Here is a 25,544-nt window from a genome sequence, read left to right as displayed (position 1 = left end):
CATGCATCCCTTCTCCTACACCCGCGTCTCCGACACGCGGGAAGCACTCAACGCCGGTCGCCGCGGCGGGCGTTACATCGCCGGGGGTACCACGCTGGTCGACCTGATGCGGGAAACGGTCGAGCGCCCCGAGACCGTGGTCGACATCTCCGGTGTGCCGCTGGACGGGGTCGGCGTCACCGGGCGTGGCGGGCTGCGTGTCGGCGCGCTGGTGACCATGGCCGAGGCCGCCGCCCATCCCAAGGTGCGGACGCTGTATCCCGTCATCTCCGAGGCGCTGGAGCTGAGCGCGTCGGCCCAGTTGCGCAACATGGCCACCATCGGCGGCAACATCATGCAGCGCACCCGGTGCACGTACTTCCGGGACGTGACCGCCGACTGCAACAAGCGGGAGCCCGGCTCGGGTTGTGCCGCGCGGGAGGGCTTCAACCGTACGCACGCGATCCTCGGCACCTCCGATGCCTGCGTGGCCACCCACCCGTCCGATGTCGCCGTTGCCTTCGCCGCCCTGGAGGCGACCGTGCACCTCCTCGGCCCGGACGGGGAGCGCGGCGTCCCGTTCGCCCACTTCCTGCTGCGGCCGGGCAGCACCCCTCAGCATGAACAGGCTGTCCGGCAGGGTGAGTTGATCACGGCGGTCGAGATCCCCGCGTATCCGCGCCCGTTCAACTCGGGCTATCTGAAGGTGCGCGACCGGCAGTCCTACGAGTTCGCCCTGACCTCGGCGGCGGTCGCGCTGCACATCCGGGGCGGGGTGATCCGGGAGGCGAAGGTCGCCGCCGGGGGAGTGGGCACCGTGCCATGGAAGCTGCCCGCCGTCGAGCGGCATCTGGTCGGTGAGCGTCCCTCGGAGTCCTTGTGGGCGGCCGCCGCGGCACGAGCCGCTGACGGAGCCCGTCCCCTTGAGCACAACCGCTTCAAGGTCGAGCTGCTGAAGCGGACTCGAACGTCAGCTGCGCATCGTAGGAGGTACCAAGTGAGCCCACAGCCGCAGGCAGCCGTGGGTGCGCCGCTGTCCCGGGTGGACGGCCGGCTGAAGGTCACCGGGAAGGCGCTGTACGCCGCCGAGCACGACGTCGACGGGGCCGTGCACGCCGTGATCGTGGACGCCGCCATCGGGCGCGGCCGAATCACGTCCCTCGACACCCGGGCCGCCGCATCCCACCCGGGTGTGCTGCGCGTGATCAGCCACCGTGACGCGCCGAAGCTGCCCTACCGCGACAACCCCGGGTCGAACAACCCGGCCGGGCGGAGGCTGCGGGTCTTCCAGGACGACCGGGTGCTCTTCCACGGCCAGCCGGTCGCCGTCGTGCTGGCCACCACCCTGGAGGCCGCCCAGCACGGCGCGAGTCTGGTGCAGGTCGGATAAGACGCCGAGCAGCCCTCGACCGACCTCACCAAGGCCGAGCCGGACGAGCCGACCCGCTACGCGCGCGGTGATGCCGAGGCCGCCCTGCGCGATGCGGCGGTACGGCTGGACTTGACGTACCGCACGGCGCGCAACCACCACAACCCGATGGAGCCGCACGCCACCATCGCCCGCTGGGACGGCGACCGGCTGACCGTGTGGGACAAGACGCAGTGGGTGGTGGGCACACAGACCGAACTCGCGGCGGTGTTCGGCCTGGAGACGGACGAGGTGCGGGTCATCTCGCCGTTCGTCGGAGGCGGTTTCGGCACGGCGCTGCGCTGCTGGCCGCACGTGGTCGTCGCCGCGCTGGCCGCCCGCGAGACGAAGCGTCCGGTCAAGCTCGTGCTGAGCCGCAAACAGATGTACCTCGGGACGGGTTTCCGGCCCTCGTACGAGTACCGCCTGCGGCTGGGCAGCGATCGGCGAGGCCGTCTGACCGCCGCCGTCCACGAGTTGGACGCCGAAACGTCGTCGTACGAGAAGTTCACCGAGTCCATTCCGGCGGCCGGGCAGATGCTCTACAGCATGCCCAACGTGAGCCAGGCGTACCGACTGGTGCCGCTGGATCTGCCCACGCCGCTGTACATGCGGGGCCCGGGCTTCCAGACGGCGTCCTTCGTCATCGAATCGGCCATGGACGAACTCGTCGCACAAGCTCGGCGTCGACCCGATCGAGCTGCGCCGGCGCAACGAACCGAACGAGGACGAGTCGAACGGCCTGCCGTTCTCCACCCGTCGGCTGCGCGAGTGCTACACCGTCGGCGCCCGGGAGTTCGGCTGGCACCGACGCAACCCCAGCCGAACCCGGCTCACCCTCCGAAGAAGGCCTGCGCCTCCTTGCCTCCTGGGCCGCCTCCCAGGACGGTGCCTCCCCAGCCGATCGCCTCTGACACCACCGGCACGCGCCCGGCAATGGCGGGGCTCGGTAGAGGTCACGGGGCCCGCGGGCCCGAAACCTCCTTGGGCAGCGCCTCGTCGGTGGCCGCCCAGCTGGCCAGCAGCTTGAGGGCGTCCTCGTCGGCCGTGCCTGGTTCGGCGGTCATGACCGTCAGGCTCAGCGCAGGCTGTGCCGGCAGCTGCATGGCTTCGAAGGCGAGGGTGAGGTCGCCGACGGCCGGGTGGCGGAAGTGCTTCAGGCCGCTGTAGTGCAGGCGCACGTTGTGCCGGGCCCACGCCGCACGGAAGTCTTCGCTGCAGGTGACGAGTTCGCCGATGAGGTCGGTCAGGGGCTTGTCGTGGGGGTTGCGGCCGGCCTCGGTGCGCAGCAGCGCGACGGTGTTGTTCATCGACTCCTCCCGGTTGCGGCCGAAGAACTCGCGGCCGCGGGGGTCGAGGAACCTGAACCGGGCCATGTTCACCGGTGGCTTCTGCCCGTCGGAGAACAGGGGAGCGTACAGCGCGTAGCCGAGCCGGTTGGCGGCGAGGAAGTCCAGGCGGCCGTTGCGCACGAACGCGGGCGCGTCGGTCATGGAGTCGAGGATCCGCTGCACACCGGCCGGGACCCGTGTCTGCTGCTGGGGGGCGCGACGGCGCTTGTGCGGTGTGGTGTTGGCGGCGCGGGACAGGTCGTGCAGGTGGTCGCGTTCGGCCTCGTCGAGCTGCAGGGCCCGGGCGAGGGAGTCCAGAACCGCCTCGGAGACACCGGTGAGGTTGCCGCGCTCCAGGCGGACGTAATAGTCGACGCTCATCCCGGCGAGCATGGCGACTTCCTCGCGGCGCAGGCCGGGGACGCGGCGGTTGCCGCCGTAGGCGGGCAGGCCGGCCTGCTGCGGAGTGATCCTGGCCCGGCGCGAGGCCAGGAACTCCTTGATCTCGCTCCTGCTGTCCATGCCCTCCAGGCTAGGTGTGCTGGGCAGGGAGTGGGGGGTTCTGCCATTACCTGGAACAGCGTTACCTTCCCCGCCCGCGTGACCAGCGGTTTCATCGGTAGTGCGCCTGCTCTCGGCACCACGAGTACGGAGGACACACACCATGGAACTGTTGAAGAAGCAGCCGACGATGAAGTTGCCCGCCGACTGGTTCACCGGGGATGCCTGGGCCGACGTCATCCACCGCGGCGAGGACCCCTCCCGCGTCCGGGCGAACGCGGTCCGCTTCGCCCCCGGCGCCCGTACCGCCTGGCACTCCCACGGCCTGGGCCAGACCCTCTACATCGTCGAGGGCATCGCCCTGATCCAGTCCCGCGGCGGCGAACTCCTCGAAGCGCACCCGGGCGACGTGATCTGGACCCCGCCGGGCGAGGAGCACTGGCACGGCGCCGCCCCCGACCACTTCATGACCCACCTCGCCCTGTGGGAGACCGACGACGTCGACTGGCTGGAACACGTCACCGACAGCGAGTACGGCGGCCGACGCCACAGCACCCGCACTGCCTGACCCCGGTGCGGTGGGTTGGGCACTCCTCGCCGACGATCCGGGCATGCACGTCGTGAGTTGTCCATCGGGTGGAGCTGACCTGCGCCTACGCTGCGGTCAACGTCCCTGCTCGTACGCGATGCATCGCCTGGTCCCGCCCCTACAACCGGATGACCCGCCCTCGCTTCTCACGGGGGTGTCGCGCTGGCGGTAGGTCCGCGACTATGAGCACCGCTTATCTCGGCCTGCGCAGACTCCCGACGACCAGGGCCGCGGCGCCGTTCGGATCATGCAGCTGAGCTGATGTCGGTTCTCGGGCATCGTGGGCGCCGCGGCGGTAAGGGCGAATAGGGGGTACGACTATCCTGATCTGCGGCGATGGCTGCGCGGCCGGGGAATCTTCCCGCACATCACCCGCCGCGGCATCGACTCCTCCGAACGCCTGAGCGCCGGGGCAACCTATTCGCCGCCTGCATCACCCTCGCGGCCGCCCTCACCTGCTGGAAGAAGCTCGCTCAAATCATCATTCGGGACACGGTCCTGTTGACTCATCGCGGTGACGAGGGTGGAGGAGATGTGGGCCAGGGAGGGGTCTGCAGCGATGAAGAACGTTTCGACTCCGGCCAGTTCGTGGTTCATGCGGGCCATCGGCATTTCGTAGTCCAGGTCGGGAATGCCGCGGACTCCGCGGATGACGACGTCGATTCCGACTCGGCGGCAGTAGTCGACCAGCAGGCCGCCGGTGTGGGAGTCGACCGTGACGTTGCTCAGGTCAGTTGCTGCCGCGCGGAGCCGGTCCAGCCGTTCGGTGATGGGGAAGCGGCCGGTCTTGTTCGAATTCAACATCACGCAGACGACGACCTCGTCGAACAGGAGGGCGGCACGGCGGAGAACGTCCTGGTGCCCTTGAGTGACCGGGTCGAAGGATCCTGGGAAGAGGGCTCGCATGATCGGAAAGTGTCGCACAGCGTGCCGCACCGTCGTACAACCCGGCAGCCCTGGTCAGCGGCATTCCGGCGCGTTCGGCGAGCGTGGGCAACAGCACGCCGCGGGCATAACGGCATCCCCGGCAGAGAGCTCGGCCAGCCTGGTGCGGGCCTGCTCGGCACCCTCCCACGTCCCCACCGGGACCGTACCCGGCATGGGCACGACCGTGCTTCCGACGGCCAGAAACAGATAGTCGAACCCAAGGCTCGCGCCGTCCTCGAGCGTGACGCAGCCGTCGCCGATCGTGTCGACGGTGCCGACACACGAAGTGATCCCCAAGCGGAGCATCGAGGCGAGCGGGGTTACCGCCTGGCCCGTCCCGGCGATCTGCTCGTGCAGCCGCACCCGCTCGACGAAGTCCAGGCGTGGGTTGATCACCGTGATCCCGGCGTCCGGCACCTTCTTCGCCAGCCGGTTCGCCGCGATCGTTCCCGCATAACCGGCGCCCACCACCAAGACCCTCATGTCTGCCTCCCGTTGTGAAATCGGATCACACACGGGATGCCGCCCACCGTCCACGTGTGGCGCAATGGCGAAGTGACCTGTGTCACCACCGCTTGAATCTGCGTCGCCCGCAAGGGTGTTTCCGCCCCGACCCAGGCCGGCAAGAGGTGGGTGGTGGAGCGGTGCCACGCGTGGATGAACGGCTTCGGCAAGCTGCGGCGCTGCACCGAGAAGCGCAGCCGCGTCGTGGACTTCTACCTCTACCTGTCCGCCGCGATCGTCACGCTGCGTATGCTCATCCGTCGCGCGACCCCGCGATACCGCTGGGACGGCCGCCCCACCACCAAGCGCCGGAAGTGACGCCTACTGCAAGGACCCCTCAGTCGAGGACGACAGGTTCGCCGGTGAGTGCGACGCCGGCCTGGCGCAGTTCCTCGATGGCGTGGCCAGTGGTGTCGGTGGCGACGCCTGCGGTGTAGTCGAGCAGGACACGCACGGCGAACCCGGCTTTCGCGCCGTCCAGCGCGGTGGCCTTCACACAGTGGTCAGTGGCGATACCGACGACGTCCACGTCGCTGACGCTGCGCGCCTGAAGCCAGTCGGCCAAGGATGTGCCGTCCTCGGTTGAGCCCTCGAAGCCGCTCTTCGAAGCGGAGTGCGCACCCTTGTAGAAAACCTCGTCAACGGCACCAGAAGCGACGGTCGGCGCGAAGTGCGGATGGAAGGCGCTTCCCTCGCTGCCGACCACGCAGTGCACGGGGAAGGAGTCTCGGTAATCCGGGTGGTCGGAGAAGTGGCCGCCCGGATCGATGTGATGGTCGCGGGTGGCGACGATGTGCGCGTACTCGCTGCCGGCGGATCGTTGGATCATTTCGGCGATAGCGCGGGCCCGGTCGGTGCCGCCCTTCACCGGGACGCTGCCGCCCTCGCAGAAGTCCTTCTGCACATCGACGACGATCAGAGCACGACGCACAGCGCAATCCCTTCCTCGCAGGAACCCGTGCCCATATGCCTGCCCGTCCGCTACGAACACGCGCACCACGGGCCCCTCAATTCACCTGACCGGCGGCCCGCACGTGCTCGGTCCTCGCTGTCACGCGAGTGCGGCCAGCACGTCGCCCTCCGGACGATCTCACGGAGTAACTGGGCGGCGGCAATGGCGTCCCCGCCGACCAGCCCTTCCACCTCGCCGTCCTGTAGTCCAGGCACGTGGCCGGAGCAACTTCGGCCGAGACCACCACGACCACCCGCAGGCGCTCGCTGGCCTGGCCGCCGGGTGCCCGAACGAGCCGATCACCTACACCGTTGCCGCGCTGGTCACCTGAGCAGTGCTTCCGCCGTGCGGTTCACCTGCGGATCCCGGACGCTGACAGCGAGTGAACGCTGCACGCGGAACCGTGGCCCATAAGGGATCAAATGATGGAACTCTCGACCATGCATGCCGGTGAGGTTGTCGCCGAACACACAACGCCTGACGGCTCGCTCGTGCGTCCGCTTGGCGTTCTTCCGAACGTCGCAAGCTTTGCCCAGTTCGAACTTGCACCGAATCAGGCGTCGCAGGCGCTGTCGCACGGCAGTGTGCAGGAGATCTGGTACGTCGTCTCCGGCTCCGGAGAGCTGTGGCGGAGCCTCAACAGCAAGGATGACAGGACACAGCTCGAACCAGGTGTCTGTGTGACCATCCCCGTCGGCACATGTTTCCAGTCCCGGGCCGGGAGTGACGGTCTGCAGATTGTCGCGGTGACCATTCCGCCGTGGCCAGGCAACGCAGGCGCGGCCCGGCAGCAAGACGGTCCCTGGCGCGTGGCATCCAAGGCAGTGAAGGACGCCTGATCAGGAAGCCAGGGGCTCCCTTCTGACCCTCGTTAGGACATGAGTCGATTCCGCCAGCGCTCGAAATCCGTGATGAGGCCGGAATCGCCCATCGTGGAGAGGAGCCCGGCGAGAAACATTCCTCGCAGACCGTCACCCTCGGTTACTATGCTCACTTCGTGCCGGAGTCCGGAAGCGAGGGGCTCACCGCGACCGACGGGCTGCTCGGGAAACAGGGAGAGCCGCATGCCAATCGAAACTCCCCGGATTCTCCCCAGGGCTGATGACGGACATTTGCTGCTGTTGTCCATCTTGGGTATGGATTGTAAGGCTGGAGAGGTGGGTGACCTGAGAAAATGCTGAGAGAGGTCACCGCCACCCGCTACATCACACCTCTCCGGTCCGGCGGTTCCGTCCCCGGAGTCGTCGAGGCCGACGACCTGGGCACGTACGTCGTGAAGTTCACCGGCTCCGCGCAGGGCCGCAAGGCGCTGGTCGCTGAGGTGATTGTCGGCGAGCTGGCGCGCGCCCTCGGACTGCGCTTCCCCGAGCTGGTCCTTGTGCACTTCGACCCGGCGATCGCCGACCACGAGCCCCACCAGGAGGTGCGGGAACTCCACGGCGCGAGCGCGGGAGTCAACCTCGGCATGGACTACCTGCCGGGCGCGAAGGACTTCACTCCGGAGGTCGCCAAGACCTTCCGCGTGGACCCGCTGGAGGCGGGTCGGATCGTGTGGCTGGACGCCCTGACCGTGAACGTCGACCGCACGGTCCACAGCTCCAATCTGATGATCTGGCCGACGTTCGGGACCGTGCCTCCGCGCCTGTGGCTGATCGACCATGGCGCCGCCCTCGTCTTCCACCACCGCTGGGACGCCTCCGACCCCGCGAAGGCGTACGACTTCCGCCACCACGCCCTCGGCCAGTACGCCCCTGACGTGCGGGCCGCCGACACCGAACTGGCGCCGAAGGTGACCGAGGAGCTTCTGCGGTCGATCGTGGCCGAGGTCCCGGACGCCTGGCTGGCCGACGAGCCCGGCTTCGCGACCCCGGACGAGGCCCGCCGCGCGTACGTGGACTATCTCCACGCGCGTGTGCAGGCGTCCGAGCAATGGCTCCCCGCCGACTTCCCCACCCGGGAGGAACTCGCCGCCGAGGAGGCCCTCCGGGTGGCGAAGACGCAACAGGGCCGCCCGAACTGGCTCAAGCGGGTCCCCGACCTGCACGGCAAACCGGCGGCGGAACAGGACTGGTCGGCGCACCTCGGATGACAGAAGAGGCTCGTACACGACCACGTGGCCCGGGGAAGTCCCCGGGCCACGCGGACACGTGAGGTTCAGCCGCGCAGCTGCTCGTATGCGGGCAGCGTGAGGAAGTCCGCGTAGTCCTCGTCGAGGGAGACCTGCAGCAGCAGGTCGTGGGCCTGCTGCCAGTGGCCGGCCGTGAAGGCGTCCTCGCCGATCTCCGCCCTGACGCTCGCCAGCTCCTCGGCGGCGACCGCGCGGGCCAGCTCGGGCGTGACCTTCACCGTGTTGCCGGTGGCGTCCTCGAACTCCACGCCCGCGTTGATCCACTGCCAGATCTGCGAGCGGGAGATCTCGGCGGTCGCGGCGTCCTCCATCAGGTTGAAGATCGCGACCGCGCCCAGGCCGCGCAGCCAGGCCTCGATGTAACGGATACCGACCTGCACGGCGTTGACGAGGCCGTTGTACGTCGGCCTGGCGTCGAGGGAGTCGACGGCGATCAGGTCGGCGGCCTTGACGTCGACGTCCTCGCGCAGCCTGTCCTTCTGATTGGGCCTGTCGCCGAGGACCCGGTCGAAGGACTCCAAGGCGATCGGGACCAGATCCGGGTGCGCCACCCAGGAGCCGTCGAAACCGTCGTTCGCCTCACGGTCCTTGTCGGCGCGAACCTTCTCGAACGCGACCTTGTTGACCTCCGCGTCCCGGCGCGAGGGGATGAACGCCGCCATGCCGCCGATCGCGTGCGCGCCGCGCTTGTGGCAGGTTCGGACGAGGAGTTCGGTGTACGCCCGCATGAACGGGGCCGTCATCGTGACCGCGTTGCGGTCCGGCAGGACGAACTTGGCACCGCCGTCACGGAAGTTCTTGACGATGGAGAACAGGTAGTCCCAGCGACCGGCGTTCAACCCCGAGGCGTGGTCGCGGAGTTCGTAGAGGATCTCCTCCATCTCGTACGCGGCCGTGATCGTCTCGATGAGCACGGTGGCGCGGACGGTGCCCTGCGGGACGCCGAGGTAGTCCTGCGCGAAGACGAACACCTCGTTCCAGAGGCGGGCCTCCAGGTGCGACTCCGTCTTGGGGAGGTAGAAGTACGGGCCCTTGCCGAGGCCGAGCAGGCGCTTGGCATTGTGGAAGAAGTACAGCCCGAAGTCGACGAAGGCGCCCGGGACCTGGTTGCCGTCGGCGTCGACCAGATGACGCTCGTTCAGATGCCAGCCGCGCGGGCGCATGACGACGGTGGCGAGCTCGCTGTTGTCCTTCAGGGCGTACGACTTGCCGGACTTCGGGTCGGTGAAGTCGATGCCGCGGGTGTACGCGTCGATCAGGTTGAGCTGGCCGAGGACCACGTTCTCCCAGGTCGGCGCGGAGGCGTCCTCGAAGTCCGCGAGCCACACCCTGGCGCCCGAGTTGAGGGCGTTGATGGTCATCTTGCGGTCGGTGGGGCCGGTGATCTCCACCCGGCGGTCGTCGAGGGCCGCGGGGGAGGGGGCCACCTTCCAGGAGTCGTCGGCGCGGATCGCGGCGGTCTCCGGGAGGAAGTCGAGCGTGGAGGTGCGGGCGATCTCGGCGCGGCGCTCCGCGCGGCGGGCGAGGAGCTCGTCACGGCGCGGGGTGAACCGCCGGTGCAGCTCGGCCACGAAGGCGAGTGCCGCTTCGGTGAGGACCTCCTCCTGCCGAGGCAGGGGCTCGGCGTCGACGATGGCCAGCGGGGACGGCGCTGGTGCGGACATGAGCTGTCACTTCCTTCAGCGAGCTGCGTTCGAGCTGTGGCACCGGGTGCCGGTCGACCCGGGTAGGGCGGGGAGCGCCCGCGGAGCACTCGGGCGCTTCTGTACAGTGGATACTAGTTTCCTCATGGTGGAAGTTCAATCTTTTGTTGACGTCGAGATTCTCCGGGTCGAGTCATAGTGGCGCTCAGTGCCACCCCGTTCACTCAAGGTGCGCGAGATCGGCCTCCGTGTCGATGTCGTAGGGCCGCGCCACGTCCCCGCACTCGACGAGCGTGATCGCGTCCTCATGCGCCTTCAGATAGGCGCGTGCCCCCCGGTCGCCGCCGGCGGACGCGGCGACGCCCGCCCAGTGGGCGGCACCCAACAGCACGGGATGCCCGCGCACGCCGTCGTACGCGGCCGAGACCAGTGACGTGTCGTCCCGGTACGCGGCGAGCACCCGGGCCGCCGCCTCCGGGCCGATGCCGGGCTGGTCGACGAGCGAGACCAGTGCCGCCCCCGCACCCGTCCCGGCGAGCGACTCGAGCCCGGCCCGCAGCGAGGACCCCATGCCCCGCTCCCACTCCGGGTTCTCCACGAGCACGCACCCGTCGAGCGCCGCCCGCTCCCGTACGGCGTCCGCGGCCGCCCCCAGCACCACATGGACGCGCGTGCAGCCGGCCGTCCGCAGCACCCCCACCGCGTACTCGACGAGCGGCCGCCCCCGATGTCCGAGGAGCGCCTTGGGGCGTCCGCCGAGCCGTCGCCCGCCGCCGGCGGCGAGGATCAACCCGGCGACCTGGTCTTCCTTTTGCGTCATACGTCCTGCATACCTGACCCCGCGACGACCGTCCGGTTTCCGTGGGCTGAATTTCGGTCCGCGCGGTGGCGCACCCGGCTCGGGTGGCGTTTACTGACCCGCGTCCCCCGGTGCCCGGCCTACACCACGGGGTGCTCGGTGGGATCGCGAACGGAGATCACGAGGCACGTGCACGACGGCGTTTCCTGGGGGGAGAGCTGTGTTGCGGAGCTTGGGGCAGAGACCGGTGACCGGCAGCGACGAGGATCCGAGGGTGACGGGACTGCGGACCGCCGTGTCCCGGCTGCGCCGTGAACTCGCCGCACATCCCGCCGACTTCCCCGACAGGGCCATAGCGGAGGACGAGCTCGCCGCCCTCGCCGCGATGGCGACCCACGGCATCCCGGAGATCCCCCGTCTGCGCCGCTCCCTGCTCCTGATCGCCGGCGCGATCGGCTCGGTGAGTGCCCTGTCGGCGAGCCTGGGGAACGTGCGCAGCGCGGTGGAGCTGTTCGGGGAACCGCCGCGCCGTTGAGGGGCCGGCCGGGGCGCTCAGACGGCGGCGGCCAACTCGTAGCCGCCGCTCTGCATGTCCTCGCACAGGGCGCGGCAGGCGCCGAGGCGCTTGGTGAACTCGGGCGAGTTCTGCCAGGCGCGCATCGAGGCGAGGTCCTGCCAGGCGGCGAACGACACGAAGGAGTCCGGGCTGCCGAGGTTGCGGATCAGGCGAGCGCCGAGGAAGCCGTCGTTGTTCTCCTTGGTCCAGGTGAGGAACTCCTGCCAGCGCTCGACGAACTCCTCGGCCTGTCCCGTCCTGACGTGCCAGTTTCCCGAGGACCAGAACTTGCTCTCCTGCAACATGGGGGCACCTCGCTCCGTCGCCGATCTTTTGCGACAGGCTAGGAGCCCCCTGGTCGCCCCGCCCTCGGAGACGGGCCGAACGGGTCGGGTCGGGGAGACGGCGGTGTGGTACGCGACGTGCGCCGGGCCCGGGCCCTCAGGCTGTGGGCGTCGTGGTCGCCAGGGCGTCCGAGAGTTCCACCGCCACCTGCTGGAGCACCGGCACGATGCGGTCCGTCGCCGTCTCCGTGACCCGGCCGGCCGGGCCGGAGATGGAGATGGCCGCGGCGGTGGGGGAGTCGGGCACGGAGACCGCCAGGCAGCGCACGCCGATCTCCTGCTCGTTGTCGTCGACCGCGTATCCCGCACGCCGGACGTCCTGGAGCGCGGCGAGGAAGCCGTCCGGCGTGGTGATGGTCTTCTCCGTGGCGGCGGGCATGCCGGTGCGGCCCAGCAGGGCGCGCACCTCGTCGTCCGGGAAGCCCGCGAGCAGTGCCTTGCCGACGCCCGTGGAGTGCGGCAGGACGCGCCGGCCGACCTCGGTGAACATGCGCATCGAGTGCTTCGACGGCACCTGCGCCACGTACACGATCTCGTCCCCGTCGAGCAGAGCCATGTTCGCCGTCTCGCCGGTCTCCTCGACCAGGCGGGCGAGATAGGGACGGGCCCAGGTGCCGAGCAGCCGGGAGGCGGACTCCCCGAGGCGGATCAGGCGCGGGCCGAGCGCGTACCGGCGGTTGGGCTGCTGGCGGACGTAACCGCAGGCCACGAGGGTGCGCATCAGGCGGTGGATGGTGGGCAGGGGGAGCCCGCTGCTCACGGACAGTTCGCTCAACCCGACTTCGCCGCCCGCGTCCGCCATCCGCTCGAGCAGGTCGAAGGCGCGCTCGAGGGACTGGACCCCGCCGCCGGCGGACTTGACGGAGTCGGTGGTGCTGGCGCTGGACGTCGGCACGGCGTTCCTTTCGGGGCTGGCGGGAAGAGCTGAAGCCTACCCGTCGGTCGGTTGACTCCTCGCTTGTGCGTAGCTACGTTCTGCTCGACGAAATTCTAATTCCGCTTTGTGGAAACATCCAGAGTGGCGGTGGCGGATGCACTCTGGAGAAGTGCGCCCTTGACGGCATGGGTCCGGGAGTGAAGACTTCTTCAACAGAAAGTTGAATTCCGTTTCGTGGAAGTTTCCGCGAAGCAAGCGGAAGAGAGGGGTCCGGGTGTCCGACGCTGAACTGGTGGTGCGTTCGACACGCGTCATCACTCCGGAAGGGACGCGCGCCGCCTCGGTCGCCGTCTCCGCCGGGAGGATCACGGCCGTCCTGCCGTACGACGCGGCCGTCCCCGAGGGCGCCCGCCTGGAGGACTTCGGCGACCACGTGCTGCTGCCCGGCCTGGTCGACACCCACGTGCACGTCAACGACCCCGGCCGCACCGAGTGGGAGGGCTTCTGGACCGCCACCCGCGCGGCCGCGGCCGGCGGCATCACCACCCTCGTCGACATGCCGCTCAACTCCCTCCCGCCGACGACCACGGTCCAGCACCTCCGTACGAAGCAGCAGGTCGCCGCCGCCAAGGCGCACATCGACGTCGGCTTCTGGGGCGGCGCCCTGCCCGACAACGTCAAGGACCTGCGCCCGCTGCACGACGCCGGGGTCTTCGGCTTCAAGGCGTTCCTGTCACCGTCCGGCGTGGACGAGTACCCGCACCTCGAACAGGACCGGCTCGCCCGGTCCCTCGAGGAGATCGCCGGCTTCGACGGCCTGCTGATCGTGCACGCCGAGGACCCCCGCCACCTCGACGCCGCCCCGCAGCAGGGCGGCCCCCGGTACGCCGACTTCCTCGCCAGCCGCCCGCGAAATGCCGAGGACTCCGCCATCGCGGGGCTCATCGCGCTGGCGAAGCGCCACCACGCGCGCGTGCACGTCCTGCACCTGTCCTCCAGCGACGCGCTGCCACTGATCGCCGCCGCCAAGGCGGAGGGCGTCCGCATCACCGTCGAGACCTGCCCCCACTACCTCACCCTCACCGCCGAGGAGGTCCCGGACGGCGCCAGCGAGTTCAAGTGCTGCCCGCCCATCCGCGAGGCCGCCAACCAGGACCTCCTCTGGCAGGCGCTGGCGGACGGCACCATCGACTGCGTGGTCACCGACCACTCCCCGTCGACGGCCGACCTCAAGACGGACGACTTCGCGACGGCCTGGGGCGGCATCTCGGGCCTCCAGCTCAGCCTGGCCGCGGTGTGGACCGAGGCGCGTCGGCGGGGCCACGGCCTGGAGGACGTGGTCGGCTGGATGTCGACACGCACGGCCCGACTCGTGGGGCTCGACGCACGCAAGGGCGCCATCGCGCCGGGCCACGACGCCGACTTCGCCGTCCTCGCCCCCGACGAGACCTTCACCGTGGACCCCGCGGCCCTCCAGCACCGCAACCGCGTCACGGCGTACGCGGGCCGGACCCTCCACGGCGTCGTGAAGTCCACCTGGCTGCGCGGCGAACGCATCGTCGCCGACGGCGAGTTCACCGAACCGAAGGGGCGACTGCTCACCAGACCCCGCTGACCCGCGCGCATCCGCACCGGCACCGGCCGACTCCCGAAAGGAAGCCCTGATCACTGTGACGGCGACACCTCGTTTCACCGGCGACGCGAACCCCTACGGAGGCGGCGACCCGTACGCGGACCACCGCACCGCCGACTTCCCCTTCACCCACCACGCCAACCTCGCCGACCGGCAGCTCGGCGCCGGGGTCATCGCCGCCAACGACGAGTTCTTCGCCCAGCGGGAGAACCTGCTGCTGCCCGGGCGCGCCGAGTTCGACCCCGAGCACTTCGGGCACAAGGGCAAGATCATGGACGGCTGGGAAACCCGCCGCCGCCGCGGTGCCTCGGCCGACCACCCCTGGCCGACGTCCGAGGACCACGACTGGGCACTGGTCCGCCTGGGCGCACCCGGTGTCGTGCGCGGGATCGTCGTCGACACGGCCCACTTCCGCGGCAACTACCCGCAGGCGGTGTCGATCGAGGGCACGTCGGTGCCCGGCTCCCCCTCCCCGGAGGAGCTCCTCGGCGACGACGTGAAGTGGACGACGCTGGTCCCGCGCACCCCCGTCGGCGGCCACGCGGCGAACGGATTCTCGGTGTCCGTCGAACAGCGCTTCACCCACCTGCGCGTCAACCAGCACCCCGACGGCGGCATCGCCCGCCTGCGCGTGTACGGCGAGGTCGTCCCGGACCCGGCATGGCTGGAGGTGCTCGGCACCTTCGATGTCGTCGCCCTGGAGAACGGCGGCCGGGCCGAGGACGCCTCCAACCTCTTCTACTCCCCGGCGACGAACACCATCCAGCCCGGCCGCTCCCGCAAGATGGACGACGGCTGGGAGACCCGGCGCCGCCGCGACCAGGGCAACGACTGGATCCGCTACCGACTCGTCGCCCAGTCCCAGATCCGCGCCCTCGAGATCGACACGGCGTATCTGAAGGGCAACGCCGCGGGCTGGGCGACGGTGTCGGTCAGGGACGGCGAGGACGGCGACTGGCTGGAGATCCTCCCGCGCACCCGCCTCCAGCCCGACACCAACCACCGCTTCCTCCTGCCGACGTCGGCGGTGGGGACGCACGCGCGCGTGGACATATATCCGGACGGAGGCATCTCCCGCCTGCGGCTGTTCGGCTCCCTGACGGAAGAGGGCGCGAACCGCCTCGCGGCGCGGCATCAGGAGTTGGGCGGCTGACGGGCGGTCTTCCGGTCCTGGGGGCTCCGCCCCCTTCCAGCCCGTCCGGCGTTTGCGGACAAGGCCCGTTCAGGGCCGAAGCGGGGGGCCGGGGGCGCCAGCCCCCGGGGACGGGAAGGGCAGGGGCGGCGGGGGCGAAAAACCCCTACGGCACCCTCACGCCGCATGCCCACCGTCCACCGCGTACTCCGCCCCCGTCACATACGCGGCCCCCGCCAGATGAGCCACCGTCGCCGCCACCTCCTCAGCCCTCCCGAACCGCCCCACCGCCGTCATCTCCGCCTGCCCCGCGGCATAGGGCCCGTCCGCCGGATTCATGTCCGTGTCGATCGGCCCCGGATGGACGACGTTCGCCGTGATCCCGCGCCCGCCGAGCTCGCGGGCCAACGCCTTCGTCAGCCCGACGAGCGCCGACTTGCTCATCGCGTAGAGCGTGCCGCCGGGGCCCGGGACGCGCTGCGTCATGCACGTGCCGATGGTGATGATCCGGCCCCCGGCTTCCATACGCGCGGCCGCGGCCTGGGAGGCCAGGAAGACACCGCGGACGTTCACGGCGAGCACCCGGTCCACATCGGCGAGGGACAGGCTCTCCAGGGGCCCGAGCAGCCCGACGCCCGCGTTGTTCACCAGCACGTCGAGCCCGCCCAGCGCCTCCGCCGCGAGGCCCACCGCTCCCGCCGCCTCCGCCGCGTCCGCGGAGTCCGCCCGCAGGGCGACCGCCCGCCGCCCGAGGGCCTCGACGGCGCGTACGATGTCCGCGGCCGCCTCCTTGCCGTTCACGTACGTGAGGGCGACGTCCGCGCCCTCCCGGGCCAGCCGCACCGCCGTGGCCGCACCGATGCCGCGGCTGCCGCCGGTCACCAGGGCCACCTTGCCGTTCAGAGTTCCGTAGGTCGTTGTCATGGGTCCATCCCAGCGGCCGGTGCCCCGGCGTGCTGGCGGCCAACGGACGTCTACCTCGGTGGCCCGGAACTCTTGCCTCCGTCTCCCGCGTTCTCCCGTCGTGACCCTTCAGCGAGAAATCGTCGGTAACGCCATGCAGATGGCGGTCGTCAACCTCGGCCCCGGCCAGACCGTGTACTGCGAGGCCGGGAAGTTCCTGTTCAAGACGGCGAACGTGACCATGGAGACCCGCCTGTCCGGCCCGTCCGGCAGTAGCGGCGGCCAGCCCCAGGGAGCCGGCTCGGGCAGCGGGAGCGGCGGTGGCGTGGGTGGAGGCATGGGCGGCATGCTGCGCCAGGCCATGGGCACCGCCATGCAGGTCGGCCAGCGCGCCCTCGCGGGCGAGTCGCTGGCGTTCCAGTACTTCACCGCCCAGGGCGGCGAGGGCACCGTGGGCTTCGCGGGGGTGCTCCCCGGCGAGATGCGGGCCCTGGAGCTCGACGGCACGCGCGCGTGGTTCGCCGAGAAGGACGCCTTCGTCGCCGCCGAGTCCACCGTCGACTTCGGCATCGCCTTCCAGGGCGGCCGTACCGGCACGAAGGGCGGCGAGGGCTTCATCCTGGAGAAGTTCACCGGCCGCGGCACCGTGATCATCGCAGGGGCGGGCAACTTCATCGACCTCAACCCGGCCGACTTCGGCGGTCGCATCGAGGTCGACACCGGCTGCGTCGTCGCCTTCGAAGAGGGCATCCAGTACGGCGTCCAGCGCGTCGGCGGCCTCAACCGCCAGGGCGTCATGAACGCCGTGTTCGGCGGCGAGGGCCTGTCCCTGGCCACCCTGGAGGGCAACGGCAGCGTGATCCTGCAGTCCCTCACCATCGAGAGCCTCGCCAACGCCCTGAAGAAGGCCCAGGGCGGCGACAAGCAGGGCCCGGCGGGCGGGCTGTTCTCGACCCACGCGGGCTGAGGCGATGAGTTGCGGGTGCCGGTGGGGTCTGAGCTGATGACAGTTGTCGTCAAGCGACCCCACCTTCCGGAAGGCAGGCACCCGCCATGGGCAAGCTCGTCCTCACCACCTTCGTCACCCTCGACGGCGTCTACCAGGCCCCCGGCGGCCCCAGCGAGGACACCACAGGAGGCTTCGAGCAGGGCGGCTGGAGCGTCCCGTACGGCGACGAGGACTTCGGCCGGTTCGTCACCGAGGTCTTCGAACGCGTCGGCGCGTTCCTCCTCGGCCGCCGCACCTACGACATCTTCGCCTCCTACTGGCCGAAGATGACCGACCCGGCCGACCCGGTCGCCTCGAAGCTGAACGGCCTGCCGAAGTACGTCGCCTCGAGCACCCTCACCGCCCCGGACTGGGCCCACACGACCGTGATCGACGGCGACCTCGCCAAGGAGGTCACCGCCCTCAAGGAGCGCACCGACGGCGAGCTCCAGGTGCACGGCAGCGGTGCCCTCGCCCGCTCACTGCTCGCCCTCGACCTCGTCGACACCGTCCACCTGCTGACCTTCCCGGTCGTCCTCGGCGCCGGCCGCCGCCTCTTCGCGGAGGGCAGTCTCCCCACCGCCTTCCGCCACACCGGCGGCCGCATCACCGCCGCGGGCGTCTCCATCCAGTCGTACGACCTGGCGGGCCGCCCGGAGTACGGCTCCTACGAGCTGCCGGAGACGGTCTGACGCCTCGTGGGCCGTAGTCACGTCCGCTCCGACCGTGTCCTCGGCCCGCAGGTTAACTTCCCGAAAACTCACCGGACTTGACAGGAGAATCCTGCCTCCTTGTCATTGACATGCCATCATCTACGCGCGTCATCATGGGGTCCATGAGATTCCCCCCACGGATCACCCGCATCGGCGGCGAACAAAGCGGCCCCTACCCGTACTCGCAGGACGGGAGCGTCTTCCAGAACCGGGAAGGCGTCCTGCCCAAGCAGTCCTCGGGCTAATACCACGAGTTGTAGTTCTTGGTCGAAGCTCAAGGGAGTTTATGCAGGTCAGGGCCATGATCTAGACTCAGCTGGGGCGGTGGGGGTAGATTCGGGGTCGAGGCGGATTGCTTGAGGAAACGGCAGTTCCCTGGAGACTGGGGAGTCTTATCCTGGGAACTGCTGACTGAGACATCCGGAGCGGTGCTGTCCCGAACAGACCCCGGCGTATGGCCTGACTCGTCTGCCGCTCTTTATTTCCGCAGGCCAGAGGCATTATTTACCCACTGAACAAACCGCCCGGGTCGAATTCGGGCTGTAGGTATTGTCGTCCCCGTCCACTACCCGTGCAGCATATCCGGGCATTCCGGGCGTCAAGTGTGGTCCAGTGCCGATCTGTAGCAGACATCTCGGATTCTGATGCACTCGGAAGTACATGTACGAGGTGTTTTCTCGCCGGCCTACTCTGCTGAACTTGAGCACCGATGGTGCGTCCTCCAGCGAGCCGTGCCCGGGCCGGATCGGCCTCACCCTCGGTGAGTGGTTCGAGAGCCACGCCAAGGAACACAGCGGATTCGACGAGATCGAGCTGGTGGACCTGGCCGAGGTCGACCTGCCGTTCATGAACGAGCCGCACCACCCGCGCCTGGGCAGGTACACCCACCAGCACACCCGTGACTGGAGTGCCAAGGTCGCGGAGGCGGACGCCTTCGTCCTCGTGATGCCGGAGTACAACTTCGGCTACAACACCGAGTTGAAGAACGCCATCGACCACCTGCACCGCGAGTGGCAGTACAAGCCGGTCGGCCTGGTCAGCTACGACGGCGTCTCCGCGGGCACCCGGGCCGCACAGATGATCAAGCAGGTCGTGACCACCCTGAAGATGACACCGGTCGTCGAGTCGGTGTCGATTCCCTTCGTGCACCAACTCATCGACGAGGAACAGGGCTTGGTTGCGAACGATGTCATGACCGGCTCCGCGACGGCGATGCTCGACGAACTCGTGCGCGTCGACGAGGCATTGCGCGCACTGCGCTCGACTGTGACGGCGTGACCTGCGTCAGTCGCGCAGTCGCCCAGGACGTTCTCGCCGGCCCGGCAGCCGCCCGGGGCACGCTCGCCGAGGCGGGCGAGGACAACAGAAGTGCCCTGAGCCGCCGGCACATGATCGGCATCATGACCGCGGCGGCGGCCGGAACCGCCCTCCCGCTCGCTGCCGCGCCGCTTGCCCAGGCGGCGGCTCCGCAGTCAGGGCCCCGCCGCCGTAGGCGACTCCGCGATGCTTTCCGCTACACCCTGAGTATCGCCTCAGGCCTCAACGTAGCGTTGGCCAAGCTGTTCGAAGATGTCTCGCAGGCTGCCGACAAGACGGAGACTGAGCAACGGAACGACTCCCGCCCCGCGGGACCGCCCACGAGCAATTCAGCGACGGCTGAAAAGTGGACCAGTAGCGAACTGCAAGTTCGAACGGGGCTCGCTCACCGCCGCGCTGTCGACCGTCCTGGGCAGCGGGCACGAGACCGCCTCAGGCATGACGTTCGGCCTCGCGGCAATGGGTCAGGGCTCGGCAGGAACACGGGACGCGCAAATCAAGAGTTCGCCGATCGGCTTTCTGCTCCTCGCTCAACGGCGCCTGCCGCCCGCGACGTTCAACGGCCGCGTCATCCGCCCGGTGGTGTCACAGGCCTTCCGCAGCAGGCGGTAGGACCGCGGGGTCCATCCGGTCGCGCTGGGGAAACGACGTAGAAAAGGAAAGCGCCGAGGCCAACTTGGCGCGGACTACGGCAGAACGTGCCTCGCCCCGCGCCCAATGTGTGTGCGTGGGGGGTACGCGGGGCGAGGAGTTCTGCGGCGCCTGGATGCCCTCGAGGTCGAGCTGTGCAGCTGTCGCACGGACCCGCCTCACAGCGTGGCTGAGGCCTTCCGGCGAGGCGGGCTTGCATCACCGGCTCGGGAACGCACCACGCTGTTCAGAGGTGCGTGCCGGTCACCAGCGGATGCTGAGGCCCGGCTGAGCGCATTGCCGGACCTTCAGCGGGTCGCACCGTTCCTCGGACTGATCCGTGGGGGACTCAGCAGCCGTAGTTGACCAGGTCGAAGGACTCGTAGTGGTCGGCCGTGTAGTAGTCCTCCTGGTTCTCCTCACCGGTGACGATGCGGCGTGCACCGCGCGTGGAGGAGCCCGGCGTGATCACGGTGTACTCGTGATAGTAGCCAGAGGACTGGCTCGGCAGGACGTCTTCCCGGTTCTGGAAGACGGTGCCGTCCTGGGAGTACGGGTAGGGGCCGCCCTGCTCGATCAGGTCGAGGGTGTCGTGGGCCTGGGAGGGCAGGGCGCTGTAACAGATGCTGCCGACCGCGGCGGCCGCCGGGGACGCGGTGGCGACGGTGCCGCCGACGAGGAGGGCGGACAGGACGGCGGCTGCGGCGCCGATGCGGGTAATTCGTGGGGGGAATCTCATGCGCTCATGATGACGCGCGTAGACAATGGCATGTCAATGACAACTCCGGAGATTTTCCCGTCAAGTCCGATCAGTTTTCGCCGAGTTAACTTGCGTCCCAGCGTCGCCACGTCGCCCTCACATGCTGGCGGGCCAGCCTGGTGTACCGAGGGTGGATCTGCTCGTTCCCCTGTCCAACAGCAATGCACACCTCTCATTGTCTTCGCTGTAACCCCGCAACTGGGTTACAGCGAAGGCGACAGGCATTTTGTCCTGTCTGTCCGAGGCGACAGTCCGCGTCAGGCAGTGAACGGGGGCCTGCCAGCGGGTTCTTCGCCTGCTGGTGGTACAGGCAGGGCATCCTCCTGACCAGCAAGAATGAAGGTCCGGTGTGTCGATCGCGGAGTGTTGGCCCGCGTATAGCCCAGATCTTGGTGCGGCACAGACGCGGACGGGCAATGCCGGACAAGGGGGAGCAGGCACGGGTTCTGGGCAGCTCATGGTGGAGCTGCTGCTCGGGTGGTCGACGATGGCGAGTGGCTCGTCGCGGAGGAGTGGGCGGGGCGGATGGTCAGCGCGCGGGCGAGGTGACGAGCTGACCACTGGGAAGTTCGGCGGGTTTGTGGTGGGCAAGGCGGAGGATACTGAGGCGCTCTGGTGAGTGGTGGGCCCGCCGAGCGCGTCGTCGTGCGACTGTTTCCTGTCCGCAGCGAGCCGCACCAGCGCCCGGCGGTGTGCTCCTGCTGAAGACGTGCACGGCCGCCTCCTTGCCAGCCACCTCCACCGAGCACTTTGCTTGCAGACCAAACTCCGCCGGTCTGCTGGGTTACCTGCTCCAGCAGCTCAGAGTCACTGGCTCGGGGTGGGCTCAGCCGTAGAATGCGGCATCCTCGACGGGCAGGGTTACGTCGCTGTCGCGCAACATGGGACGCGGCATCTGCGCCGGCCATGACACCGAGTGGTGCCAGAACCTCTATGCGGCTCTGCGGGACACGGCGCTGTCCGTTCCACTGGACCTCGTGATGGCGGACGTGGGGCCAGCTGTCTACCGCTGAGGACACGCACTCCGTCAATCTGTCCCGTCATCGACCAGGGTTGCCGAACTGCTCCTCCAGGGAACGGAGGAGAGCGGATGGGAAGCCAGGCGGGCGGCCTGAGAAGTGGGCGAATACACGCGCGGCGCGCGCCGTGTCGTCACCGGTAAGCAGACCGAGGAGGACTACTACACCGCGGACCACTACGCCACGTTCGACCTGATCGACTACGGCTGCTGAGCCGACCCGCTCAGGTCAACGAGGAAACGGCGCCACCGGCCGGAGGCCCACCCGTGTTCACCCGGGCTTCCGGCCTCACGTGGGCTTCCGGCTCTCGGCGACGGCGAACAGCGCGAACGCCAGCACGATCAGCACGACGCTCGCGAAGACGCCGTAGCCGTCGAGGAAGTCGAGGCGTTGCAGGAGACCCACGTCCCAGTCGGTGAACTCGTGCAACAGGCCCATCACGCCCTGCACGAAGGCGATGAATCCGATTACCTCCAGCACCTGTTTCATGAGGAAGACCCTCGCCCCGCGGACCCCCCACACACATCGGCCGCGGGGCGAGGCACGTCCGGCGGAAGTCCCCGTCGGGCCCGGACCGGCGCGCCGAAAGTCTGCGGTCACGCGACTTTGGTCGGTGATCCCCGTAGGACCAGGGCGGAGGGAACGCCTCCCGCATAGATTTGTCGACCGTGATGGGTGACAGGCCGGCGCGGACCACGCCGGCGTTCGCGGGGCGTCGATGGCTGTTTCCGTCCGCCGTGGTCCACGAGTTCGACCCCGACGCCGGACGGTCCGGGCGGCCCCGGCGTACCGCCCGCGACTGGATCGTCGACTTCTCCTGCTTCTTCCTGGCCGTCGGCATCGGGCTCCTGGGCGCGGACACCGTCAAGGACGAGACCAACCTCCCGGACGTCCTGGCCGCCGTCGACCAGGGTCTGGGCGCCCTGTCCTGCGCCGCGGTCTGGTTGCGCCGCCGCTGGCCGGTCGGGCTCGCGGTGGCCATGGTCCCCGTGGGCCTCCTGTCGAACACCGCGGGCGGCGCCGGTCTGGTCGCCCTCTTCACCCTCGCGGTGCACCGGCCCTTCCGGTACGTGGCCTGGATCGGCGGCGCCTCCCTGGCCCTGCTCCCGCTCTTCTTCCATCTGCGCCCGGACCCCGACTCGTCGTACCGGGTCGTGGTCGCGTTCACCGAGCTGCTCACGATCGCCATCATCGGCTGGGCCCTGGTCGTACGGTCCAAACGCCAGCTCCTGCTGAGCCTGCGGGACCGGGCCCGGCGCGCCGAGACGGAGGCGCGGCTGCGCGCCGAGCAGGCGCAACGGCTGGCCCGCGAGGCCATCGCCCGGGAGATGCACGACGTGCTCGCGCATCGGCTGACGCTGCTCAGCGTGCACGCGGGCGCGCTGGAGTTCCGGCCGGACGCGCCCCGCGAGGAGGTCGCGCGGGCGGCCGGCGTCATCCGGGAGAGCGCGCACGAGGCCCTGCAGGATCTCCGGGAGATCATCGGCGTCCTGCGCGCGGGTGAGCCCGACGACGCGGGCCGCCCCCAGCCGACACTCGCCGCGCTGGACGCGCTGGTCGCCGAGTCCCGCGACGCCGGGATGAAGGTGGCCCTCGACAGCCGGGTCTCCGACCCCGCCACCGTCCCCGCCTCCGCCGGCCGCACCGCCTACCGCATCGTCCAGGAGGCCCTCACCAACGCCCGCAAACACGCCCCCGGCACGGAGGTCACGGTCTCGGTCACCGGCGCACCGGGCGAGGGCCTCAGCCTTTCGGTCCACAATCCGGCCCCCGAGGGTGAGGTCCCGGCCGTACCCGGCTCCGGTCAGGGCCTGATCGGCCTGACGGAACGCGCGACGCTGGCCGGGGGCCGTCTGACGCACGGGCCGCAGGAGGACGGGGGCTTCACGGTGCGGGCGTGGCTGCCATGGAGGTGAGCGCGGAGGTCTCCGGCCCCCTCGACGAATCCGGTGCACGCGTCAACACACGCCCCGCGCCCCGTGATTACGTAAGCCCCATGACTGCCATCAGACTCCTCCTCGTCGACGACGATCCCCTGGTGCGGACCGGCCTGTCCCTCATGATGGGCGGCGCCGAGGACATCGAGATCGTCGGCGAGGCCGCCGACGGCGGCGAGGTCGAGGCGCTCGTCGACCGCACCCGCCCGGACGTCGTCCTGATGGACATCCGGATGCCGTCGATGGACGGTCTGACGGCCACGGAACTGCTGCGCCGCCGCGAGGACGCCCCGCAGGTCGTCGTCCTCACCACCTTCCATGCCGACGAACAGGTCCTGCGCGCCCTGCGCGCGGGCGCCGCCGGGTTCGTCCTCAAGGACACCCCGCCCGCCGAGATCCTCGACGCGGTGCGCCGCGTCGCCGCCGGCGACCCCGTCCTGTCGCCCACCGTCACCCGCCAGCTGATGCGGCACGCGGCCGGCACCGCCGCCGACACCCGCCGCGCCCGTGCGCGTGAGCGGATCGCCGCCCTCAACGACCGCGAACGCGAGGTCTCCGTCGCCGTCGGCCGGGGCCTGTCCAACGCAGAGATCGCCACCGGGCTCTACATGAGCGTCGCCACCGTCAAGACCCACGTCTCCCGCATCCTGGCCAAGCTCGACCTCAACAACCGGGTGCAGATCGCCCTGTTGGCCTACGACGCGGAACTCCTCGACGACGACGGGCACTGAGCGCCGCCCTCGCGCGTTGGCATGGTGACGGGAGGGGGAGCGTCATGGCGGACGTGATCGACCTGGGGGAGTTCGGCGCCGGATTCCGGCGCGACCCGCACAGGGTGTACGCGCGGCTGCGGGAGCGCGGCCCGGTCCACCGGGTGCGGCTGCCCGAACCCGACGCGCACCATGAGACCTGGCTCGTGGTCGGACACGAGGAGGCGAGGGCCGCGCTCGCCGACCCCCGGCTGTCCAAGGACGGCAGTCGCATCGGGGTGGTCTTCCTCGACGAGCAGCTGATCGGCAAGTACCTGCTGGTCGCCGACCCACCCCAGCACACGCGGCTGCGCGCCCTGGTCTCCCGCGCCTTCACCCCGCGCCGGGTGGAGGAGCTGCGGCCCCGGATCCAGCAGATCACCGACGAGCTGCTCGACGCGATGCTGCCGCGGGGCCGCGCCGACCTCGTGGAGTCGTTCGCCTACCCGCTGCCCCTCACCGTGATCTGCGAGCTGCTCGGCGTCCCCGAGCTGGACCGCGCCGAGTTCCGGAAGCTGACCACGGAGGCCGTCGCGCCCACCAGCGAGGACAGCGAGCACGACGCCTTCGTGCGGCTCGCCGGGTACCTCACCGAGCTGATCGAGGACAAGCGGTGCGCCGGGCCGAGCAGCGACCTGCTCAGCGACCTGATCCGCACCACCGCCGAGGACGGCGACCGGCTCTCCCCGGGCGAACTGCGCGGCATGGCCTTCATCCTGCTGATCGCGGGCTTCGAGACGACTGTCAACCTCATCGCCAACGGCATCCACGCCCTCCTCACCCACCCCGACCAACTCGCCGCACTGCGCGCCGACATGACCCTCCTCGACGGCGCGGTCGAGGAGATGCTGCGCTACGAGGGCCCGGTGGAGAACGCGACGTTCCGGTACGCCGCCGAACCCCTGGAGATCGGCGGCACCCCCATCGGACAGGGCGAGGCGGTGATGATCGGCCTCGCCGCGGCGGACCGGGACGCCGCCCGCTACCCGGACCCGGCCCGCTTCGACATCCATCGCGACACCCGCGCCCACCTCGCCTTCGGCCACGGCATCCACTACTGCCTCGGCGCCCCGCTGGCCCGCCTCGAAGCCCGCGCCGCGATCCGCACCCTCCTCGACCGCGCCCCCGCCCTCACCCTCGACGGCCCACCCGGCGAGTGGCTACCGGGCATGCTGATGCGGGGGATGCGCAGCTTGCCGGTGCGCTGGTAGGGGCCCGTGGGGGC

At 69.8% G+C, this 25,544-nt stretch carries 25 protein-coding genes and 4 pseudogenes; 18 read left to right on the top strand and 11 right to left on the bottom strand.

Annotated elements, in window-relative coordinates:
- Position 1: 1 nt before the first annotated feature.
- Together ACFYWX_RS02865 and ACFYWX_RS02860 are read left to right on the top strand one after the other, a co-directional pair.
- Positions 2–980 (top strand): annotated as a pseudogene (locus ACFYWX_RS02865) (FAD binding domain-containing protein).
- Positions 977–2,207 (top strand): annotated as a pseudogene (locus ACFYWX_RS02860) (xanthine dehydrogenase family protein molybdopterin-binding subunit); the annotation flags it as partial. The pseudogenes ACFYWX_RS02865 and ACFYWX_RS02860, both read left to right, overlap by 4 nt.
- Before the next feature lie 136 nt (positions 2,208–2,343).
- On the opposite strand, the gene ACFYWX_RS02855 reads toward ACFYWX_RS02860, so the two are convergent.
- Positions 2,344–3,240: a helix-turn-helix transcriptional regulator gene (locus ACFYWX_RS02855; RefSeq protein ID WP_389422135.1), complete on the bottom strand. Its 897-nt coding sequence runs from the start codon at positions 3,238–3,240 to the stop codon at positions 2,344–2,346.
- Between the two features lie 142 nt (positions 3,241–3,382).
- Here ACFYWX_RS02855 and ACFYWX_RS02850 point away from each other — a divergent pair, with 142 nt between their 5' ends.
- The gene (locus ACFYWX_RS02850) at positions 3,383–3,787 is read left to right on the top strand and encodes a cupin domain-containing protein (RefSeq protein ID WP_389422134.1); all 405 of its coding nucleotides are present in this window, start codon (positions 3,383–3,385) and stop codon (positions 3,785–3,787) included.
- Positions 3,788–4,225: 438 nt separating this feature from the next.
- Here ACFYWX_RS02850 and coaD read toward each other — a convergent pair whose 3' ends face one another.
- Complete coding sequence (gene coaD, locus ACFYWX_RS02845; protein ID WP_389422133.1) at positions 4,226–4,744, bottom strand: pantetheine-phosphate adenylyltransferase; 519 nt, start codon at positions 4,742–4,744, stop codon at positions 4,226–4,228.
- A gap of 24 nt (positions 4,745–4,768) precedes the next feature.
- Positions 4,769–5,218 carry an FAD-dependent oxidoreductase gene (locus ACFYWX_RS02840; protein WP_389422132.1) on the bottom strand — a complete coding sequence of 150 codons (450 nt, stop codon included), beginning with the start codon at positions 5,216–5,218 and terminating at the stop codon, positions 4,769–4,771.
- 102 nt (positions 5,219–5,320) lie between these two features.
- Here ACFYWX_RS02840 and ACFYWX_RS02835 point away from each other — a divergent pair.
- A pseudogene (locus ACFYWX_RS02835) lies at positions 5,321–5,557 on the top strand (IS5/IS1182 family transposase); the annotation flags it as partial.
- A 19-nt stretch (positions 5,558–5,576) separates the two neighbouring features.
- Here ACFYWX_RS02835 and ACFYWX_RS02830 read toward each other — a convergent pair.
- Positions 5,577–6,170, bottom strand: a complete 594-nt coding sequence (locus ACFYWX_RS02830) for an isochorismatase family protein (RefSeq protein WP_389422173.1) — start codon at positions 6,168–6,170, stop codon at positions 5,577–5,579.
- A gap of 446 nt (positions 6,171–6,616) precedes the next feature.
- Between ACFYWX_RS02830 and ACFYWX_RS02825 the strand changes: the two genes are divergently transcribed.
- Positions 6,617–7,030, top strand: coding sequence for a cupin domain-containing protein (locus tag ACFYWX_RS02825; RefSeq protein ID WP_389422131.1), 414 nt, complete (start codon positions 6,617–6,619; stop codon positions 7,028–7,030).
- 335 nt (positions 7,031–7,365) lie between these two features.
- Positions 7,366–8,280, top strand: coding sequence for a HipA family kinase (locus ACFYWX_RS02820; protein WP_389422130.1), 915 nt, complete (start codon positions 7,366–7,368; stop codon positions 8,278–8,280).
- Positions 8,281–8,345: 65 nt separating this feature from the next.
- Here the strand turns inward: ACFYWX_RS02820 and aceB are convergent, their stop codons facing one another.
- Positions 8,346–9,983, bottom strand: coding sequence for a malate synthase A (gene aceB, locus ACFYWX_RS02815; protein WP_389422129.1), 1,638 nt, complete (start codon positions 9,981–9,983; stop codon positions 8,346–8,348).
- Between the two features lie 199 nt (positions 9,984–10,182).
- On the bottom strand, positions 10,183–10,782 hold the full coding sequence (locus tag ACFYWX_RS02810; RefSeq protein WP_389422128.1) for an NTP transferase domain-containing protein: 600 nt from the start codon (positions 10,780–10,782) through the stop codon (positions 10,183–10,185).
- A gap of 199 nt (positions 10,783–10,981) precedes the next feature.
- Here ACFYWX_RS02810 and ACFYWX_RS02805 point away from each other — a divergent pair, with 199 nt between their 5' ends.
- Positions 10,982–11,296 (top strand): DUF5955 family protein, encoded by a 315-nt coding sequence (locus ACFYWX_RS02805; RefSeq protein ID WP_389422127.1) that lies wholly within the window; start codon positions 10,982–10,984, stop codon positions 11,294–11,296.
- 17 nt (positions 11,297–11,313) lie between these two features.
- On the opposite strand, the gene ACFYWX_RS02800 is transcribed toward ACFYWX_RS02805, so the two are convergent.
- Entirely contained in the window at positions 11,314–11,622 is a 309-nt protein-coding gene (locus tag ACFYWX_RS02800; protein WP_389422126.1) for an antibiotic biosynthesis monooxygenase family protein, read from the bottom strand.
- A 136-nt stretch (positions 11,623–11,758) separates the two neighbouring features.
- Positions 11,759–12,556 (bottom strand): IclR family transcriptional regulator, encoded by a 798-nt coding sequence (locus tag ACFYWX_RS02795; RefSeq protein ID WP_389422125.1) that lies wholly within the window; start codon positions 12,554–12,556, stop codon positions 11,759–11,761.
- 256 nt (positions 12,557–12,812) lie between these two features.
- On the opposite strand from ACFYWX_RS02795, the gene allB reads away from it, so the two are divergent.
- On the top strand, positions 12,813–14,153 hold the full coding sequence (gene allB / locus ACFYWX_RS02790) for an allantoinase AllB (protein WP_389422124.1): 1,341 nt from the start codon (positions 12,813–12,815) through the stop codon (positions 14,151–14,153).
- A gap of 55 nt (positions 14,154–14,208) precedes the next feature.
- Complete coding sequence (gene alc, locus ACFYWX_RS02785; protein WP_389422123.1) at positions 14,209–15,324, top strand: allantoicase; 1,116 nt, start codon at positions 14,209–14,211, stop codon at positions 15,322–15,324.
- A gap of 156 nt (positions 15,325–15,480) precedes the next feature.
- Here the strand turns inward: alc and ACFYWX_RS02780 are convergent, their stop codons facing one another.
- Positions 15,481–16,227: an SDR family oxidoreductase gene (locus ACFYWX_RS02780; protein ID WP_389422122.1), complete on the bottom strand. Its 747-nt coding sequence runs from the start codon at positions 16,225–16,227 to the stop codon at positions 15,481–15,483.
- A 100-nt stretch (positions 16,228–16,327) separates the two neighbouring features.
- Here ACFYWX_RS02780 and ACFYWX_RS02775 point away from each other — a divergent pair, with 100 nt between their 5' ends.
- The 5 genes from ACFYWX_RS02775 (at position 16,328) to ACFYWX_RS02755 (ending at position 19,836) form a co-directional block, all read left to right on the top strand.
- Positions 16,328–17,173 carry an AIM24 family protein gene (locus ACFYWX_RS02775; protein WP_389422121.1) on the top strand — a complete coding sequence of 282 codons (846 nt, stop codon included), beginning with the start codon at positions 16,328–16,330 and terminating at the stop codon, positions 17,171–17,173.
- Between the two features lie 86 nt (positions 17,174–17,259).
- Positions 17,260–17,886 carry a dihydrofolate reductase family protein gene (locus ACFYWX_RS02770; protein ID WP_389422120.1) on the top strand — a complete coding sequence of 209 codons (627 nt, stop codon included), beginning with the start codon at positions 17,260–17,262 and terminating at the stop codon, positions 17,884–17,886.
- Between the two features lie 143 nt (positions 17,887–18,029).
- The gene (locus ACFYWX_RS02765) at positions 18,030–18,152 is read left to right on the top strand and encodes a hypothetical protein (RefSeq protein ID WP_389422119.1); all 123 of its coding nucleotides are present in this window, start codon (positions 18,030–18,032) and stop codon (positions 18,150–18,152) included.
- Positions 18,153–18,606: 454 nt separating this feature from the next.
- The gene (locus ACFYWX_RS02760) at positions 18,607–19,185 is read left to right on the top strand and encodes an NADPH-dependent FMN reductase (protein ID WP_389422118.1); all 579 of its coding nucleotides are present in this window, start codon (positions 18,607–18,609) and stop codon (positions 19,183–19,185) included.
- A 477-nt stretch (positions 19,186–19,662) separates the two neighbouring features.
- A complete protein-coding gene (locus ACFYWX_RS02755; RefSeq protein ID WP_389422117.1) occupies positions 19,663–19,836 on the top strand; it encodes a hypothetical protein in 174 nt (57 codons plus the stop codon).
- Positions 19,837–20,203: 367 nt separating this feature from the next.
- Here the strand turns inward: ACFYWX_RS02755 and ACFYWX_RS02750 are convergent, their stop codons facing one another.
- On the bottom strand, positions 20,204–20,593 hold the full coding sequence (locus ACFYWX_RS02750) for a ribonuclease domain-containing protein (protein WP_389422116.1): 390 nt from the start codon (positions 20,591–20,593) through the stop codon (positions 20,204–20,206).
- A 1,142-nt stretch (positions 20,594–21,735) separates the two neighbouring features.
- Between ACFYWX_RS02750 and ACFYWX_RS02745 the strand changes: the two are divergent.
- Positions 21,736–21,846 (top strand): annotated as a pseudogene (locus tag ACFYWX_RS02745) (ribonuclease domain-containing protein); the annotation flags it as partial.
- A gap of 75 nt (positions 21,847–21,921) precedes the next feature.
- Here the strand turns inward: ACFYWX_RS02745 and ACFYWX_RS02740 are convergent.
- Positions 21,922–22,122, bottom strand: a complete 201-nt coding sequence (locus tag ACFYWX_RS02740) for a hypothetical protein (RefSeq protein WP_389422115.1) — start codon at positions 22,120–22,122, stop codon at positions 21,922–21,924.
- A gap of 182 nt (positions 22,123–22,304) precedes the next feature.
- Here ACFYWX_RS02740 and ACFYWX_RS02735 point away from each other — a divergent pair, with 182 nt between their 5' ends.
- From ACFYWX_RS02735 to ACFYWX_RS02725, 3 genes are all read left to right on the top strand, one after another.
- The gene (locus ACFYWX_RS02735) at positions 22,305–23,549 is read left to right on the top strand and encodes a sensor histidine kinase (RefSeq protein ID WP_389422114.1); all 1,245 of its coding nucleotides are present in this window, start codon (positions 22,305–22,307) and stop codon (positions 23,547–23,549) included.
- An 80-nt stretch (positions 23,550–23,629) separates the two neighbouring features.
- On the top strand, positions 23,630–24,301 hold the full coding sequence (locus ACFYWX_RS02730; RefSeq protein ID WP_389422113.1) for a response regulator: 672 nt from the start codon (positions 23,630–23,632) through the stop codon (positions 24,299–24,301).
- Between the two features lie 44 nt (positions 24,302–24,345).
- On the top strand, positions 24,346–25,530 hold the full coding sequence (locus tag ACFYWX_RS02725; RefSeq protein ID WP_389422112.1) for a cytochrome P450: 1,185 nt from the start codon (positions 24,346–24,348) through the stop codon (positions 25,528–25,530).
- Positions 25,531–25,544: the final 14 nt, after the last annotated feature.

The sequence above is a fragment of the Streptomyces sp. NPDC002888 genome (assembly GCF_042888465.1).
Taxonomy (GTDB): domain Bacteria; phylum Actinomycetota; class Actinomycetes; order Streptomycetales; family Streptomycetaceae; genus Streptomyces.
This window is presented reverse-complemented; position numbering and strand designations above follow the sequence as displayed.